The sequence below is a fragment of the Streptomyces sp. NPDC048644 genome, from assembly GCF_043199105.1.
In the GTDB taxonomy this organism is placed as follows: Bacteria; Actinomycetota; Actinomycetes; order Streptomycetales; family Streptomycetaceae; genus Streptomyces.
This window is the reverse complement of sequence record NZ_JBICVO010000004.1, coordinates 378925-396875: the sequence shown is the minus strand read 5'-3', so window position 1 is coordinate 396875 and position 17951 is coordinate 378925. Positions and strand designations below refer to the sequence as shown.

11 protein-coding genes are annotated in these 17951 nt (G+C 74.4%); 10 read left to right on the top strand and 1 reads right to left on the bottom strand.

Annotated features, from left to right (window positions below; genetic code table 11):
• The first annotated feature begins 1 nt into the window (after window position 1).
• The 8 genes from ACGFNI_RS11405 (at window position 2) to moeZ (ending at window position 10334) form a co-directional block, all read left to right on the top strand.
• Window positions 2-994, top strand: a complete 993-nt coding sequence (locus ACGFNI_RS11405) for an ABC transporter permease (RefSeq protein ID WP_393682697.1) — start codon at window positions 2-4, stop codon at window positions 992-994.
• A complete protein-coding gene (locus ACGFNI_RS11400) occupies window positions 991-1980 on the top strand; it encodes an ABC transporter permease (RefSeq protein ID WP_393682693.1) in 990 nt (329 codons plus the stop codon). The genes ACGFNI_RS11405 and ACGFNI_RS11400 overlap by 4 nt, the downstream gene beginning before the upstream one ends.
• Window positions 1977-3704, top strand: a complete 1728-nt coding sequence (locus ACGFNI_RS11395; protein WP_393682691.1) for a dipeptide ABC transporter ATP-binding protein — start codon at window positions 1977-1979, stop codon at window positions 3702-3704. The genes ACGFNI_RS11400 and ACGFNI_RS11395 overlap by 4 nt, the downstream gene beginning before the upstream one ends.
• A 240-nt stretch (window positions 3705-3944) precedes the next feature.
• Window positions 3945-5702, top strand: a complete 1758-nt coding sequence (locus tag ACGFNI_RS11390) for a DUF3492 domain-containing protein (protein WP_393682690.1) — start codon at window positions 3945-3947, stop codon at window positions 5700-5702.
• Window positions 5699-6904, top strand: a complete 1206-nt coding sequence (locus ACGFNI_RS11385) for a hypothetical protein (RefSeq protein ID WP_393682689.1) — start codon at window positions 5699-5701, stop codon at window positions 6902-6904. The genes ACGFNI_RS11390 and ACGFNI_RS11385 overlap by 4 nt, the downstream gene beginning before the upstream one ends.
• A gap of 445 nt (window positions 6905-7349) precedes the next feature.
• Window positions 7350-8300, top strand: a complete 951-nt coding sequence (locus ACGFNI_RS11380; protein ID WP_227050743.1) for an NAD(P)-dependent oxidoreductase — start codon at window positions 7350-7352, stop codon at window positions 8298-8300.
• The gene (locus tag ACGFNI_RS11375) at window positions 8288-9082 is read left to right on the top strand and encodes a spherulation-specific family 4 protein (RefSeq protein WP_393682688.1); all 795 of its coding nucleotides are present in this window, start codon (window positions 8288-8290) and stop codon (window positions 9080-9082) included. Before ACGFNI_RS11380 ends, ACGFNI_RS11375 begins: the two co-directional genes overlap by 13 nt.
• A gap of 73 nt (window positions 9083-9155) precedes the next feature.
• Window positions 9156-10334: an adenylyltransferase/sulfurtransferase MoeZ gene (gene moeZ, locus ACGFNI_RS11370; RefSeq protein WP_393682686.1), complete on the top strand. Its 1179-nt coding sequence runs from the start codon at window positions 9156-9158 to the stop codon at window positions 10332-10334.
• Between the two features lie 116 nt (window positions 10335-10450).
• Here the strand turns inward: moeZ and ACGFNI_RS11365 are convergent, their stop codons facing one another.
• Window positions 10451-13390: a lysylphosphatidylglycerol synthase domain-containing protein gene (locus ACGFNI_RS11365; protein ID WP_393682684.1), complete on the bottom strand. Its 2940-nt coding sequence runs from the start codon at window positions 13388-13390 to the stop codon at window positions 10451-10453.
• A gap of 305 nt (window positions 13391-13695) precedes the next feature.
• Between ACGFNI_RS11365 and ACGFNI_RS11360 the strand changes: the two genes are divergently transcribed.
• Entirely contained in the window at window positions 13696-14220 is a 525-nt protein-coding gene (locus ACGFNI_RS11360) for an MGMT family protein (protein WP_393682682.1), read from the top strand.
• Window positions 14221-14510: 290 nt separating this feature from the next.
• A complete protein-coding gene (locus ACGFNI_RS11355; RefSeq protein WP_393682680.1) occupies window positions 14511-17900 on the top strand; it encodes an ATP-dependent helicase in 3390 nt (1129 codons plus the stop codon).
• The last annotated feature ends 51 nt before the right edge of the window (window positions 17901-17951 follow it).

The window sequence follows — 17951 nt, the reverse complement described above, 5'->3', positions numbered from 1 at the left end:
CGTGAGCGACACCCAGGAATCCGGAGCATGGCGGCGGCTGCGCGCCCGCCCGTCGGCCGTCGTGGCCGCCGCCGTGCTCGCGGTCCTCGCCCTCCTCGCCATCGGCGCACCGCTGCTGTCGGCGCTGGAGGGCCAGGACCCCACCACCTACCACGACCAGCTCATCGACTCCGCCCGCGGCGGCGTCCCGACCGGCTCCTTGGGCGGGATCAGCGCCGACCACTGGCTGGGTGTCGAACCCGGCACCGGCCGCGACCTGTTCTCCCGGCTGCTGTACGGCGCCCAGGTCTCCCTGCTGGTCGCGCTCGGCGCCACCGTCGTGCAGGTGGTGATCGGCGTCGTCGTCGGCCTGGCCGCCGGCCTCGGCAACCGGTTCCTCGACTCCGTCCTCAGCCGCTTCACCGACGTGCTGGTGGCGCTGCCGATGCTGGTCTTCGCCGTCGCGCTGACCGCCGTCGTCCCCGAGGAATTCCCCCGCCCGCTGCTGCTGATCGTCGTCATCGGACTGCTCAACTGGGGCGGCATGTCCCGGATCGTGCGGGCCCAGACGCTGTCGCTGAAGAAGCTCGACCACGTCGCGGCGGCCCGGCTCGGCGGCTCGGGGCCCTGGCGGGTGGCCCGCCGCGAACTGCTGCCCGCGCTCGCCGCGCCGGTGATCACCTACGCGGCGATCCTGGTGCCGTCCAACATCGTCGTCGAGGCGTCCCTGTCGTTCCTCGGCATCGGCGTCAAGCCCCCCACCTCCTCCTGGGGACAGATGCTGTCCACCGCCACCACGTGGTTCCGCGCCGACCCGGTGTACGTCCTGCTGCCCGCCGCCTGCCTGTTCGTGACCGTGCTCGCGTTCACCGTGCTGGGCGACGCGGTGCGCGGCGCGCTCGACCCGCGCGAGCGCTCCCGCCTGCGGGTGGGCGTCCGCGGCTTCGGCCCGCGCCGGACCCGCAAACCGGCCGCCGCCGCGGCACCGGACACGACGAAGGGTGCCGCCCGATGACCGGCTACGTGCTGCGCCGACTTGGCGGCGCACTGATCGTCCTCTTCCTGCTCTCCGCCCTGGTCTACCTCCTCTTCTACGTCGCGCCTGGCGACCCCGCCAAGCTCGCCTGCGGGCCCCGCTGCAACGCCGAACAGATCCGCCAGGTCCGCGAACAACTGCACCTCGGCGAACCGCTGCTCCAGCAGTACCTGCACTTCCTCCAGGGCCTCGTCGCCGGCCGCGACTACTCCACCGGCACCGGCGTCCTGCACTGCCACGCCCCCTGCCTCGGCCTCTCGTACCAGAACGCCCAGCCGGTCACCACGCTCCTCGCGTCCCGGCTGCCGGTCACCGCCTCGCTCGCGCTCGGCGCCATGGTGCTGTGGCTGCTGCTCGGCGTCGGCACCGGGCTGCTCTCCGCCCTGCGCCGCGGCGGCACCACCGAACGGGTCCTGACCGTGCTGACACTGGCCGGCACCGCCACCCCCGTCTTCATCACAGGACTGCTGCTCCTGATGGTGTTCTGCGCCGCCCTCCAGTGGCTGCCGTTCCCCACGTACGTGCCGCTGACCGAGGATCCCGAGCAGTGGGCCTGGAACCTGCTGCTCCCCTGGACGTCGCTGGCCCTGCTCGAATCCGCCAAGTACGCCAGGCTGACCCGCTCCGCCACCTTGGAGACGCTGGCCGAGGACCACATCCGCACCTTCCGCGCCTACGGTCTGCGCGAGCGCACGGTCATCGGCAAGCACGCGCTGCGCGGCGCCCTGCCCCCGGTCATCGCGCTCAACGCCATCGACCTCGGCACCATGTTCGGCGGCGCGATGCTCACCGAAACCCTCTTCGGGCTGCCGGGCATCGGCCGGCTCACCGTCCAGTCGGTGCGCACCGTTGACCTCCCGGTGGTGGTCGGCGCGGTACTCGGCATCGGCGCCGCCGTCGTCATCGCGGGCGCCATCGCCGACGTCCTGTACGCACTCGCCGACCGAAGGGTGACCCTGTCATGACCGCCGACCTGGTCGAGGTCCGCGACCTCGCGATCACCTTCCCCGGGGACACCGGCGACGGCGTACGGGCCGTCGACGGCCTGTCGTTCACCCTCGCGCCCGGCGGCGCCCTGGGCATCGTGGGGGAGTCGGGCTCCGGCAAATCGACCGCCGCCGCGGCCCTGCTCGACCTGCACCGGGGCACCGGCGCCCGGGTCGAAGGCACCGTACGGGTCGACGGCACCGACGTCCTCACGGCCCCGGACGCCACCCTGCGCGCGCTGCGCGGCGGCACCGCGGCGATGATCTTCCAGGACCCGCTGTCCTCGCTCGACCCCTACTACGCCATCGGCGACCAGATCGCCGAGGTGCACCGGATCCACCGGCCCGGCACCTCACGCCGCGCCGCACGGGCCCGCGCGGTCGGCGCACTCGACCGGGTCGGCATCCCGGACGCCGCCCGGCGCGCCCGCAGCAGGCCGCACGAGTTCAGCGGCGGGATGCGGCAGCGCGCCCTGATCGCGATGGCGCTGGCCTGCGAGCCGCGCCTGCTGATCGCCGACGAGCCGACCACCGCGCTCGACGTCACCGTCCAGGCCCAGATCCTCGACCTGCTGCACACCCTGCGGGCCGAGACCGGCATGGGACTGCTGCTGGTCACCCACGACCTCGGCGTGGTCGCAGGCAGCGTCGACGAGGTCCTGGTGATGCGGGGCGGGCGGGCCGTCGAACACGGCCCGGTCGGCGAGGTGCTGGGCGCGCCCCGGGAGCCGTACACCAAGGACCTGCTCGCCGCCGTGCCCCGCATCGAGACGGCGCGCGGGGGAGCGGAGGCAGGGGCGCGGACACCGGCGGCCGTGCCCGCGCCGCGCACCGCCGCCCTGCGGGCCACCGACCGGCCGGCCGCCGCTCCCGCTCCCGGCACCCCGGACGCCGCCCCGCCGCTGCTCGAAGCGGCCCAGCTGCGCCGGGAGTTCGGCCGCGGTGGCCGCCGCACCACCGCCGTCGCGGACGTCTCGCTGACGGTACGGGCGGGCGAGACCCTCGGGCTCGTCGGCGAATCCGGCAGCGGCAAGACCACCGTCGGCCGGATGCTGGTCCGCCTCCTGGACCCCACGGCGGGCACCCTGCACTACGAAGGCCGCGACATCGGCGGTCTCGGCGAGCGCGCCCTGCGCCCGCTCCGCGGCGACCTCCAGATGGTCTTCCAGGACCCGGTCTCCTCGCTCAACCCCCGGCGCACCATCGGTGAGTCGGTCGCCGACCCGCTGCGCGCGGCGGGCGGCACCGACGACGCCGAGATCAGGCGCCGGGTACGGGAGCTGCTGGAGCGGGTCGGCCTCGACCCGGCGTGGTACCACCGCTACCCGCACGAGTTCAGCGGCGGCCAGCGCCAGCGCGTCGGCATCGCCCGCGCCCTGGCACCCTCGCCCCGGCTGCTGGTCTGCGACGAACCGGTCTCCGCGCTCGACGTGACGACCCAGGCCCAGGTGATGGCCCTGCTCGGCGAACTCCGCCGTGACCTGGGCCTCTCCCTGGTGTTCATCGCCCACGACCTGGCGGTGGTCCGTGCGGCCAGCGACCGGGTCGCGGTGATGCGGGCCGGCCACATCGTGGAGGAAGGGCCGGTCGACGCCGTGTACGACAATCCTCAACACCCCTACACGCAAGGGCTGTTGGCGGCCGTACCGGTCCTCGATCCGCGGATCGCCGCCGACCGGAGGGCGCGCCGCGTGGCCGCCTGAGGGGCGGGACGGACTCCGTACCGTCCGGCGGTCGCCCGCACGGCGCCGGGCAGACGGTACGGATCCGCTTTATCGCGCCGAAACGCCTCGTGGGGCGGAAAGTTACGAGCGTTCACCCCTTCCGGTGGTGCGACGGACAACCGTCCATCGCACCACCGGCCCTTTTGCATAGCGTCTCCCTGGAGCTGACGGCCGGGCCGTCGGGCCGCAAACGCCGAAATCGAGGACGGGGGTGCACTCGTGCGCATCGGACTGCTCACCGAGGGTGGTGATCCCTACGCGCCGGGTGAGTCGTACCTGTGGTGCGACCGGCTCGTACGGGGGCTCACGGGCCACGAGTTCGACATCTACGCCCTCACCGACGGCACCCACCGGGCGGCAGGGCACTGCCCCGCACCGCCGCCGCAGGTCCGCCGGGTACGCCGCGCCCCGCTGGACGGCCCGGCACCCACCGGACAGGACCGCCGCCACGACGACCGCCACCGGCCCCCGGCCCGCCGCGAACGCCGCCGCTTCGCCCAGCACTTCGGCGACCTCGCCGCCGCCTTCGCCGCCCCCGGCACGCAGGTCGGCGCCGCCGCCGCGACGGACCCCGCCACCGGTGAGGCGGACCGTTTCGCCGCAGGTCTCTACGGGCTCGCCGACCTCGCACGCGACACCCACCTGGCCGCCCTGCTCCGCTCCGAAGACACCCTCCGCATCCTGGAGCGCGCCTGCCGCGCGCCCGGCGCACTCCCCGCCGCGCACGCCGCCCAGCTCCCCGACCTGCTGGCCGTCACCGACCACGTCTCCCGCGCGCTGCGCCCGCTCTCCCTCGACTGGTACGGCGGCGACGGCACCCCCGGGCTCGCCGCCGCCGACCTCTGCCACACCACGTCCACCGGACCCGCCGCCCTCCCGGGCCTGCTGGCCAAACGCTTCTTCGGCACCCCGCTCCTGGTCACCGAGTACGGCGCACGGCTGCGCGAGCACTACCTCGCCCGCGCCGCCACCCCCCTCAGCGCCCCCGTACGCGCCCTGCTCGCCGCCTTCCGCAAGGCACTCGCCGCCGAGACCTACGCCCAGGCGGCGCTGATCACCCCGGGCCACACCCGCACCCGCCGCTGGCAGGAACGCTGCGGCGCCGACCCGGCCCGGCTGCGCACCGTCCACCCCGGTCTGGACGCCGCGCCGTTCGCCGCGGTCCCCGACGCCGCGGCCGACGACTCCGCGACCCTGATGTGGGTCGGCGCCGTCGAACCCGCCAAGGACCTCGTCGGACTCCTGCACGCCTTCGCCGCCGTCCGCACGGCCGTACCGCACGCCACCCTGCGCCTCATCGGCGGGCCGTCCGACGACCCGGAAGCGCCCGGCTACCTCGCGCACTGCCGGGCGCTGGCCGGGCAGCTCTTCCCCGGCGGTGCCGCGGGTGCCCGCACCTCCGCCCGGAGTCCGGTCAGCTTCGAGGAGGCCGGTGGCCCCGCGGCGCCGACCCCGGCCGACGTCTACGCGTCCGGCACCGTCCTCGTCCTCCCCAGCCGCGCCGAGGACTTCCCGCGCCCCCTGGTGGAGGCGATGTTCTGCGGACGCGCCACGGTCTCCACCGACGTCGGCGCCGTCTGCGAAGTCATCGGCGGCACCGGCCTCGTCGTCCCCGCCCGCGACCCCCGCGCCCTCGCCGACGCCTGCTGTGCCCTGCTCCGCGACCCCGCCCGCCGGGCCAGGCTCGGCGCCGCGGCCCGCGCGCGGGCGCTCGAACTGTTCACCACCGAGCGGAACACCGCGGCGTTCCGCGGCATCTACCTCGAACTGATCTCCCGCGCGCCCGCCCGCCCCGCCGCACCCCACGCCGCCCGGCCGCCCGTCGCGCCGCGGCCCTTCGCCCGGCCCGCCGAGGCCCACGTACCCGGCCACTGGGCCGCCACCGGCACCGCCGCCCGCCCCGCGGCCCGCACGCCGAGCTGGGCCGCACCGGGACCGCACCGCCCGGCGGCAGCGGCGAGAGGAGACCGGACATGACCTCCCCGCGCACGGAACCCACCGCTTCGCCGCACACCGGGAACCCCCGCACCCCGGACGCCACGGCCCCCGACGACGCCGCGCGCCCGCCGCGGCGCGGCCCCGCCGACCCCGTACGGATCCTGATGCACCGTCACCGCGCGCTGTGCGAACGCGCCGTCGACGCCCTGGAGATCGCGGCCCGCCTGGAGGCGCACGGCGTCACCGACCGCACCGCCGCCCGCTTCCGGCACCGCGACGTCTTCTCCCTCGCCGAAGAGCTGTACGCCCGGGTACCGCGCGCCGCGGCCGGCACCCCGGTGCCGCAGACCGAGCCCGCCCAGCGGTCCCTGACCGTCCGCGCGGCGCTCCACCTGCTGCCCGGCGCGCTCTGCGCGGCCACCCTCGCCGCCACCGCCGCCGCCCGGCCCGTCACCCCGCTCGTCCGCCCCGCGACGGCCACCGCTGGCGCCGTACTCGTCGTCCTCGCCGTACGGCTGTGCGTCCGTACCGGGCCGCTGCGCGCACGGCAGCCGGACGGCGGCTCACCTGCCGCCGTGCTGTGCACCGCCTGGCTCACCGGCTACGCCCTCTTCGGCGACCTGCTGCTTCCCCAACTCCTCTCCGGCGGAACCGACTTGACCCTCGCGCCGCCGCCGCAGGCCACCGCCACCGCGCTGGCCCTGACCTGCGCCGTCGCGCCCGCCGCCTGGTGCGCCCGCTGGTTCGCGGTACGCGGCAGGCGGGGGCTCGCCGCCAGCCGCGGGCTCGGCGAACTCGCCGCCCGGGTACGCCCGTTGCTGCTCGCCGCCACCCTGCTCTTCCTCGCCGCGCAGAGCGCGCTGCTGCTCGGCGCCGGACGGCTCACCGGCGCGGACGCCGGCGCCGCCGTACCGGCCGCCGCGGCCCTCGGCGTCCTGCTCTTCCTCTCCCGGCTGCTCGCCGTCCACGGCTTCCCCGTGGCGGCGGCCGTGGGACCTGCGGTCGCCGCCGTCCTGGAAGCGCTGGCCCTGGCCCTGGCCCTCATCGCCAGGCTTCCCGGCCTCGGCTTCGCCGACCGCCCCGTCGCCGAACTCAGCGCGCTCGCAGGGCCGTCCGCCGTCCCGGCCGTGGCCTGCGCCGCCGCCGCGCTCGGCATGCTCGGCCACGCCCTGCGCGCCCTGGCAGGCGCCTGCGCGCACCCGCCCGTCCCCTCCCTTCCCGCCGAGGCGGGCCGCCCGTGACCCTCCGGATATCCACCCCCGCCCGCCCACCGCGGCCCGCACCCCGTGCCCCGTCAGCGCCGGACCGGCCAGGGGCGACGGCGCACCGGCCGCCTACCGCATGTACGGGGACACCGCCGCGCGGCGCCGCGCCGGGCGCCCCGGGGCCGACAGGACCGGCCGGCCTGGGCCGGGGGCGCATCCGCCCCCACCCGCCAGGCGCCCGGCATCCGGCGCGCACCCCCATCGCGCCGCCAGGCCCCGCGCCCCCGGTACACCCCGCCGCCGCCCCACGTACGGCCGGCGCCACCCCTTTCGACGCGGACCCCGCCCCCCACCGGGCCGCCGTCCCCAGGACGGCCGCCCGTCCGCGGCCGAACCCGACGCATTCCCGCCAACCTGCCTGAGGAGCACCACACATGAACGTCCACCCGACCACACGCCACGGGGACCGGGGGGTCACACGATGAGGGTCCTGCTCATCGGCGCCAACGGATACCTCGGCCGCTACGTCGCCGACCGCCTGCTCGCCGACCCCGCCGTCCAGCTCACCGTCCTGGGCCGGGGCGACGACGCCGACGTCCGCTTCGACCTCGCCACCGGCAGCCCCGGCGCGCTCACCCGCTTCCTCGACGCCGTGCACCCCGGCGTCGTCGTCAACTGCGCGGGCGCCACCCGCGGCGGCGCCCGCGACCTGACCCGGCACAACACCGTCGCCGTCGCCACGATCTGCGAATCGCTGCGCCGCAGCGGCTGCGGCGCCCGCCTCGTCCACCTCGGCTGCGCCTCCGAATACGGTCCATCCCAGCCCGGATCCTCCACCGCTGAGGACGCCGTGCCCCGCCCCGGCGGCCCCTACGGCGTCAGCAAGCTCGCCGCCACCGAACTCGTCCTGGGATCCGGTCTGGACGCCGTCGTGCTGCGCGTCTTCTCGCCCGTCGGGCCCGGCACCCCGGCCGGATCCCCGCTCGGCAGGCTCGCCGAGGCGATGCGCCGCGCCATGCAGTCGGGCGACAGCGAACTCAAGCTCGGCGGCCTCGGCGTCCAGCGGGACTTCGTCGACGTACGCGACGTGGCCCGCGCCGTGCACGCCGCCTCGCTGTCCGCCGCGCAGGGCGTCGTCAACATCGGCACCGGCCGCGCCGTGCGGCTGCGCGAGGCCGCATCCGTCCTCGCCAGGGTCGCCGGATTCGGCGGCGCGCTGCACGAACTCGACTCACCGCCCACCCGGTTGGTCATCCCGGGGCCTTCCCCCGAGCACGGCGGCGCGGCGCCCACCTACCCCTACCCGGACGGCTGCGGCACCTGGCAGCAGGCCGATGTGCGCACCGCGCGCGACCGGCTCGGCTGGCGGCCACGGATCGGACTGGAGGAATCGCTCGCCGACATCTGGATGGAGGCCGCATGCCGCATCTGACCACCGTGGACACCGCCCGCGCCCCGACCGGCGCGGCGCCGCTGGGGGTCGGCGTCCCGGGCATCGCCCACCCACTGGTCGCGCCCACCGAATGGGCCGGACTGCTGCGGATCTCCCGGGGATTCGTTCCGTCCCGGGACGCCCGGTTCGGGCACACGGGTGTGGCGCCGCTGCACTGGGCGGTGCTCAACGTCTCGAACGGGCCGGGCGCCCGCCCCGACCCGCACTGCCTGCCCGCCGCGGCCCGGCTGCGTGAGACGGGTGTCCGGCTGCTGGGACACCTCGACATGCGGGACGGGGCCAGGCCCTTCGGGGAACTGCTGGCCGACGCGCACCGCTACCTGGAGTGGTACAAGACCGACGGCTTCTGGCTCGATCGCTGTCCCACGGACCGGACGATGCTGCCCGAATCCCGGAGGGCCGCCACCGCCCTGCGCACCCTCGTCGACCACTCCTATGTGGTCTTCGGGCACGGCGCACAGCCCTTCCCCGGCTACGCCGAATCCGCCGACCAGCTCGTCACCTTCGCCGGGCCGTGGGCCGAATACCGCTGGTCGCAGGCGGCCGAGTGGACCGCCGACCACCCGCCCGAGCGGTTCTGCCACCTCGTGCACGGCGTGCCGCGCGCCCACCTCGACGAGGCGCTGCGGATCGCCCGCCGGCAGGGCGCCGGCACGGTGTATTTCACCGACCGCAGGGACCGGGGCGGCGACGCCTGGGAGACGCTGCCCGGTTACTGGGACGATTTCGTCTCGCGCATCGGACCGGGTGTCTTGGAATGAAGACGGGCGTGGCAGTGTTACTGGCAGAACAACCGTACTGAATCATCGACCAACCCCCTTGTTGAGGTCTTCCGTGTCGCTGCCACCCCTGGTCGAGCCCGCTTCGGAGCTCACCGTCGACGAGGTCCGCAGGTACTCCCGCCACCTGATCATTCCCGACGTCGGGATGGACGGGCAGAAGCGGCTGAAGAACGCCAAGGTGCTCTGTGTCGGAGCCGGCGGCCTGGGTTCGCCCGCGCTGATGTACCTCGCCGCGGCCGGCGTGGGCACCCTCGGCATCGTGGAGTTCGACGAGGTCGACGAGTCGAACCTCCAGCGCCAGATCATCCACAGCCAGGCGGACATCGGCCGCTCCAAGGCCGCGTCCGCCAAGGACTCGGTCCTGGGCATCAACCCGTACGTCACCGTCAACCTGCACGAAGAGCGCCTGGACTCCACGAACGTCATGGAGATCTTCGCGCAGTACGACCTGATCGTGGACGGCACGGACAACTTCGCCACCCGCTATCTCGTCAACGACGCCTGCGTGCTGCTGAACAAGCCGTACGTCTGGGGTTCGATCTACCGCTTCGACGGCCAGGCGTCGGTGTTCTGGAGCGAGCACGGCCCCTGCTACCGCTGCCTCTACCCGGAGCCCCCGCCCCCCGGCATGGTGCCCTCCTGCGCCGAGGGCGGCGTCCTCGGTGTGCTGTGCGCCTCCATCGGCTCCATCCAGGTCAACGAAGCGATCAAGGTCCTGGCCGGCATCGGCGACCCGCTCGTCGGCCGCCTGATGATCTACGACGCGCTGGAGATGACCTACCGCCAGGTCAAGGTCCGCAAGGACCCCGACTGCGCGGTCTGCGGCGAGAACCCCACCGTCACCGAGCTGATCGACTACGAAGCCTTCTGCGGCGTCGTGTCCGAAGAAGCCCAGGAAGCGGCGATGGGCGCCACGATCACTCCCCAGCAGCTCAAGGAGTGGATCGACGCCGACGAGAAGATCGAGATCATCGACGTCCGCGAGCCGAACGAGTACGAGATCGTCTCGATCCCCGGCGCCAAGCTGATCCCGAAGAACGAGTTCCTGATGGGCACCGCCCTCCAGGACCTGCCGCAGGACAAGAAGATCGTCCTGCACTGCAAGACCGGCGTCCGCTCCGCCGAGGTACTCGCCGTCCTCAAGTCCGCGGGCTTCGCCGACGCGGTGCACGTCGGCGGCGGCGTCATCGGCTGGGTCAACACCGTCGAGCCGGAGAAGCCGGTCTACTGACGGCCCCGCCGCACAGCGACAGAAGCCGGGATCTCCGCACGCCGTACGGTGCGCGGAGATCCCGGCTCTTCGGTACGCGGGGCGTCACCGACGAGGAAGCGGCGGACGCGGGCGGGTCAGATCTCGCCCTTCTTCGTCAGGTAGTTGAACGCCACCCAGCCGGGCAGCACCGGCAGCCAGAAGACCATCAGCCGGAACAGCAGCACCGCGGGGAACGCCGTGTCGTAGGTGAGCCCGGACAAGGTCAGGGCACCCATCAACGCGCCCTCGACCGCGCCGACTCCGCCGGGGGTCGGCGCCGCCGAACCCAGCGCGTTCCCGGCGAGGAAGGCGACCGCGATGCTCGCGTAGCTCAGCTTGTCGCCACCGCCGAACGCCCGGATCGACGCGTCCAGACACATCACGTTCGCCGCCGTCAGCAGCAGCGTCCCGCCGATGCCCGTGATCAGCTTCCGGGGCCGCTGGAGAATGTCCAGCATCCGCGGCACCACCCCCGCGAACAGCGAACGCACCCGGGTGGACACGAACTTGCGCAGCGCGGGCACCGCCGTGACGATCAGCGCCAGCACGGCAGCGGTCAGCAGACCGGCGATGACCGTACGCGACGGTGACAGCTGCGGCGCGTGCTCCGTGCCCGTCAGATAGCCGAAGGTCAGCAGCAGCAGGATGTGGCTGCCGAGACCGAACAGCTGGGACGCGCTGACGCTCGCCACCGCCAACCCCGGCCGCACCCCGGCCCGTTGCAGGAACCTGGCGTTGAGCGCCACACCGCCGATCGCGGCCGGCGCCACCAGCTTCACGAAGTTGCCGGCGATCTGCGCGATCATCGTCCTGACGAAGGACACCTTCTCCGTGACGAAGCCCAGCAGGCTCATCGTCGCCGCCAGATAGGTCGTCGCCGAGAAGAACATCGCGACCAGCACCCACGGCCACTCGGCCCGGGTCACCACATCCGTCAGATTGAAGTCGCTGACCTGCGACAGCAGCAGATAGACGGCGAACGCACCGGCGATCCAGGTGATCAGCTTCCGCGGGCTGAGCCGCTCCAGCTTCGCCGGTTCGATCGTCGCCGTCGGCCGGATCAGCAGCACCTGCTGCCGGATCTGGGCCAGCAGATCCTCCTGCCGCGCCTCCTGGGACGCCTCGTCCAGGGCCCGCTTCTCGGCGTTCTTCAGGGCGTTGCGCTCGGCCCGCAGCGCCTTGCGGTCGTGCGCCACCTCCGCGGTCCGCGCCTCACGCGCCTCCTTCGCCGCCCGCGACGCCTCCAGCACCGCGTCCCGCTCCCGCGCCGAGCGCTCCCGCGCCAGCTGCCGCAGCGTCGCCCGCGTCGTCCGGCTCAGCGCGATCGGCTGGAGCAGCGGCAGGCTGTCGGCGACGGTGTCCGGGCCGAGCACCTCGACGGCCGCGGCCACCGACCGCTCGGCACCCACCCGCAGCCCCAGCGTCGCCAGCAATTGCGCGATGTCCATCCGCAGCACCAGGTCACCCGCGGCGATCTCACCGCCGCGCAGCTCCGTCAGCACGACATTGCCGGAACGATCCACCAGCAGCGCGTCCCCGACCAGCCGCCGGTGCGCGATCCGCCGCGACTGCAACGCCTCGACCTGCCGCCAGGCACTGTGCATCAGCGCGTCGGTGATCTCCTCGTCCGCCAGCGAGTCAAGACCGCGCCCGCCGATGTGCTCGTACACCAGCATCACCGCGTCAGGACCCAGCTCCGACGTGGCGATCAGCTTCGGCGCGTTGGCCCCCGCGGCGATGGCCGCGTACGCCAGCAGCGCCTCCTGCTCCAGGGCCTGCCGCAGCGACTGGAGGCTGCGCCGCTGATTGATGCCGCGCAGCGACAGCCGGCGCCAGACCCGGTAGAAGAAGCCCTGCGCCTGCTGCTCACGGTCGACGACCGTCACATCGATCGGCGGTCCTTCCTCCAGCGTCACCAGATAGCGGCGGCCACGGTCGGTGTGCTCGGGACTGCCGGCGTCCTCCGCGCGCAGCGCCGACACCGGACGGAAACCGACCCGGCGAAGACCCGCCAGAAGATGCTGGCCGGTGGGCCGCACATTGGGGGAGCCCACGGCGTAGAGGGTGCCGTACGCCACCGTCCAGCCGATCAGCACCGTCGTGGCGATCGCGAAGGGCGTGGTGTAGCGGCCCACCAGCACCGCGAACGCGTCCAGCAGCAGCACGAACCACATCGCGACCCGCCAGCGCGGCCGGCGGGACATGCCCACCGCCGTCATGTACGCGATGACGGGCGCGAGATAGCTGTGCACCGGGGCGGTCAGCGAGCCGTCCTGCATCCGCTGCGTCAACGCCACCCGGATCGATTCGGGCGCCGCGTCGGCCACCCACAGGTCCATGGCCAGCGACACCCCGTGCGCCAGCACAGCGGCCAGCACACCGTCGGCGATCCGCAGCCCGTCGCGTTTGATGAGCCGCTCCACGGCGAACGCCACCGGCACGATCAGCACCGCGACGCTCGACGCGAGCCCGGCGAAGTTGATCAGCAGCCGCGGGGCGGCGCCCGCGCCCTTGCCGATGTCGTCCGCCAGCCCCTGCGTGGTGGCGTGCGCGAACGTCGCCAGCGCCAGGACCAGCGCGATCCCCGCGATGCCGAGCAGCAGCCGCAGCAGATCGGACGGCCGGTGGACCCGCGCGGGCAGCAACGGCTCGTCGCCCGATACCCGGTCGACGTGGATCTCACCGCAGCCGCCGCCGTCCGGCGCGGCACGGTGCGACCCGGACCCGGACCCGGGCACATGCGCACCGGCGCCGCACGCGGACGCACCGGCGGGACGCTCGGGCCCCGCGTGCTCCACGTCCGGCTGCGGCCCGGTGCCCTGCTCCCGCTGCCTTCGCTGCTCCTGCTCGTCCTCGTCGTGCCCCTCGCGGTGCGCGGGCTCTGCGGGCCCTTCCGGCCTCTCGGACGCCTCGGGTCGTTCGGCCTTCTCGATCGTGCTCGCCTTTTCGGTCGCGGACGCCGTCGCCGACCTCCGTTGCTGCTTCCCCTGTTGGGCCACCCGCCGCCGGCCGCGCCGCGTGCTGGACGCGGCCACCTCCGGTGCGGTGGCAGCGGCCTCCGGCTCCGGTGCGGCAGGGCCGCCGGCCCCCGTCGGAGGTCCCGCTCCCTGCTGCCCGGCTGGCTCTCCTCGATCTCGTCTCACCGGTCACCGCCGGGAAGATGGTGGCACGGCCGTGCGGGGGAGGGGGGCATCAGGGTGCATTTCGGGGACGCGGGAAACGGAACGAAGGCCGCCGCAACAGGCCGGGCGCACCGCCCCGCGCGCACTCCGGGAGCGCCGCACCCCGCCCCCGCGTGCGCCGTGTGCCGTTGTCGGTGGGGTGCGGCAGTATGGGCCGAATGAGTGGTACCGGAAACACCGCACGGCCACCCGCGGACGACACCACCCCGCCCGCGGCGGCCGAGCTGCCCGCCTTCGCGGAGCAGGTACTCGGCGTCGCCGAGCTGATCCCGTCGGGCCGGGTGATGACCTACGGCGACATCGCCGAATGGCTGGCGGGCGAGGCACCGCCCGGCACCGCGGGCACCGGCGGACCACGACAGGTCGGCCGGGTGATGGCCCTCTACGGCGGCGCGGTGCCCTGGTGGCGCGTGGTCCGCGCGGACGGCGCCCTGCTGCCGGGCAGCGAACTGCGCGCCCTGGCGCACTACCGCGACGAGGACACACCACTGCGCGACACCGCACGCGGCGGCGCGTCGAAGGGCCGCGGAGCCACAGCAGGACACATACCGCGACTCGACATGCGACGGGCACGGTGGGACGGCCGGCCGGTCCAGGACAGCGAGGGGGACGGCGTACCGCCCGGAGACGCGTGGGACGACACACCGCCCGGAGACGGCCACCGTCCGGAGGCACAGCCCTGACCCCACCCGCCCCGGCGGCGCCCACCACGCACCGTCCCGCGCACCGGGCACCTCGCCCGGCGGGATGCCGAAGACCCCGGCCGGCAGCACACCTGCCAGCATCGCGGATCCGGCCGCAGGACGCGCTGCGGCCCGTGCGCCACCTGGCGTAGCGTCGGACAGCGCGGAAACCGCCGCCCCGCCGCCGCACCCCGGACGCGCGGGCCCGGCCCGTACCGCCCCCGAAGACGCCCGGCACGGCGTCACCGACCGCAGCACGAACAGCACCTCCACCAGAACCGGCGATCCACGTGAGCTCCTCCTTCTCGGACATCCCGCCGACGCGGCCACACCCGCACGCGGCACGGCGGGACGCCCCCGGTACGTACCGCCTGGTACGCACCGACCCGGGGCCGGTGGATCCCCCTGCCTTGGACGCAGCCCAACGCGCCGTGGTTCAGCACCGCGAAGGACCGCTGCTCGTCCTGGCCGGCCCCGGCACGGGCAAGACCACCACCCTCGTCGAATCCGTCGCCCACCGCGTACACCAGGGCACCGACCCCGAGCGGATCCTCGTCCTCACCTTCAGCCGCAAGGCCGCCGTCGCCCTCCGCGACCGCCTCGCCGCCCGTATCGGCGGCACCACCCTGCCGCAGGCCACCACCTTCCACTCCTTCTGCTACGCACTGGTCCGCGCCCACCAGGACGCCGACCTCTTCGCCGACCCGCTGCGACTGCTCTCCGGACCCGAACAGGACCTCGTCGTCCGCGAACTGCTCGAAGGCCAGGCGGAACTGGCAGGCGCCGACCGCTCCCGGCTCGGCTGGCCCGACGAACTCCGCGCCTGCCTCACCACCCGCGGCTTCGCCGACGAGGTCCGCGCGGTCCTGGCCCGCAGCCGCGAACTGGGCCTGGGCCCCGACGCACTCGCCGACTTCGCCCGCCGCACCGGCCGCCCCGACTGGAGCGCCGCGGCCGGCTTCCTCGCCGAATACCTCGACGTACTCGACGCACAGGGCGTCCTCGACTACGCCGAACTGGTACACCGCGCGGTACTGCTCGCCGGACAACCCGACGTCGCCACCGCACTCGCCGGCACCTACGACGCCGTCTACGTCGACGAGTACCAGGACACCGACGCCGCCCAGATCCGGCTGCTGCACGCACTCGCGGGACACGACCACGGCCCCCGCCACGACACCGCACCCGGCCGCACCCTCGTCGCCTTCGGCGACCCCGACCAGTCGATCTACGCCTTCCGCGGCTCCGACGTGAACGGCATCCTCGACTTCCCCGACACCTTCCCGGCAGGCGACGGCACACCCGCCCCGGTGGCGGTCCTCACCACCAACCGCCGCTCCGGCACCGACCTCCTGGCCGCCACCCGGCTGCTCGCCCACCGGATGCCGCTCACCCGCCTGCCCGCCCGGAAGGTCCGCGCCCACCGCGACCCTGCCCCCGTACGGCACGGCGGTCGCGTCGACGTCCACACGTACCCGACGCCGGGCGCCGAACTCGACAACATCGCCGACATACTCCGCCGCGCCCACCTCGAAGACGGGGTGCCCTGGCACGAGATGGCCGTACTCGTCCGCGCCGGAGGCCGCTCGATACCCGCCGTCCGCCGCGCCCTCACCTCCGCCGGAGTCCCCCTCGACATCGACGGCGACGACCTGCCACTGCGCCACGAACCGGCCGTCGCCCCCCTCCTGTCCGCCCTGCGCACCGCCGCGCAGGCAGCACTACGGAGAGAGCCGGACGCCGACGAGGAGCCGGAGCCCGGAGACGTACCCGACGAGCAGGGCGAGGCACCGCAAGCCGCCCCCCTCGACCCCGAGACCGCCATCGACCTGCTCACCTCACCCCTCGGCGGCATGGACTCCGCCGACCTGCGCCGCCTGGGACGCGCCCTGCGCGAGGAGGAACGCGCCGCCGGACACCCCCTGCCCCCGCCGTCCGACACCCTCATCGCCCGCGCACTCGCGGCCCCCCAGCGCCTGGTCGCCCACGACCCCGCCTACGCCCGCGGCGCCCAACGCCTCGGACCGCTGCTGCGCACCGCCCGCGACCTCCTCGCCGCGGGCGGCACCGCCGAGGCCGCCCTCTGGGAACTCTGGAACGGCACCCCCTGGCCGCAGCGCCTGGAACGCGCCGCCCTCCGCGGCGGCGCCGCAGGCCGCAACGCCGACCGCGACCTCGACGCCGTCGTCGCACTCTTCGAGACCGCCGCCCGCGCCGAGGAACGCACCGGTGGCCGCGGCGCACTCAACTTCATCGAAGAACTCGACGCCCAGGACATCGCCGCCGACACCCTCACCCGCCGCACCGTCCGCCAGGACGCCGTACGGCTGATGACCGCACACCGCTCCAAGGGCCTGGAATGGCGCCTCGTCGTGATCGCCGGCGTCCAGGAAGGACTCTGGCCCGACCTGCGCCGCCGCGGCTCCCTCCTGGAAGCCGACCGGATCGGCCGCGACGGACTCGCCGAACCCCTCACACCCGGCGCCCTGCTCGCCGAGGAACGCCGGCTCTTCTACGTGGCCGCGACCCGCGCCCGCGACCGCCTCGTCGTCACCGCCGTCAAAGCCGCAGCCGACGACGGCGACCAGCCCTCCCGCTTCCTCACCGAACTCGGCGTCACCCCCCAGGACGTCACCGGCAGACCCCGCCGCCCCCTGGCCGTCGCCGCCCTCGTCGCCGAACTCCGCGCCACCACCGTCGACCCGTCCGCCACCCCCGCCCTGCGCGAGGCCGCCGCCGAACGGCTCGCGAAACTCGCCGCCCTGCACGACGACGAAGACCGCCCCCTCGTCCCCGCCGCCCACCCCGACAACTGGTGGGGCCTGCACGAACCCACCCACAGCAGCACACCGCTCCGCGACCGCGACCGCCCCGTCGTCCTCTCCGGCAGCGCACTCGACCAGCTCGCCAACACCTGCGCCCTCCAGTGGTTCCTCGGCCGCGAGGTCAAGGCCGACGCCCCCGCCACCGCAGCCCAGGGCTTCGGCAACGTCGTCCACGTACTCGCCGACGAGGTCGCCTCCGGCCGCACCCCCGCCGACCTGGCCGTCCTCATGGAACGCCTGGACTCCGTCTGGGACGCCCTCGCCTTCGACGCCCCCTGGAAATCACGCCAGGAAAAGGACCACGCCCGCGCCGCACTCGAACGCTTCCTGCGCTGGCACGTCCACGAACGCGACACCCACGGCAGCGAAACCGTCGCCACCGAGCACGGCTTCGACGTCACCCTCGAAGCCGGCGCCTACGCCGTCCGGATCCGCGGCAGCATGGACCGCGTCGCCCGCGACGCACAGGGCCGCGCCTACGTCGTCGACTTCAAGACCGGCAAACAGAAACCCACAGGCCCCGAAGTCGAACGCCACCCCCAGCTCGCCGTCTACCAGCTCGCACTGCGCGAAGGCGCCGCCGACGACGCCTTCGCCGGACAGACCCCCGACACCGCGGGCGCCCAACTCGTCCACCTGCGGCTCGGCGCGCCCAAAAAGGAAGGCGGCGACGCCCTGCCCGCCGTCCAGGCCCAGCCACCCCTGGACGGCGCATGGATCGGCGAACTCCTCGCCACCGCCGCCGGACGCGTCCTGGAAGAACGCTTCACCCCCACCACCGGCACCCACTGCACCCACTGCGCCTTCCGCGCCTCGTGCAGCGCCAGACCCGAGGGCAAACACGTCGTGGAATGACCCACGCCCACCTCCATCCCACCCACATCGCCCCAGGTGAGAGCCGTGCCA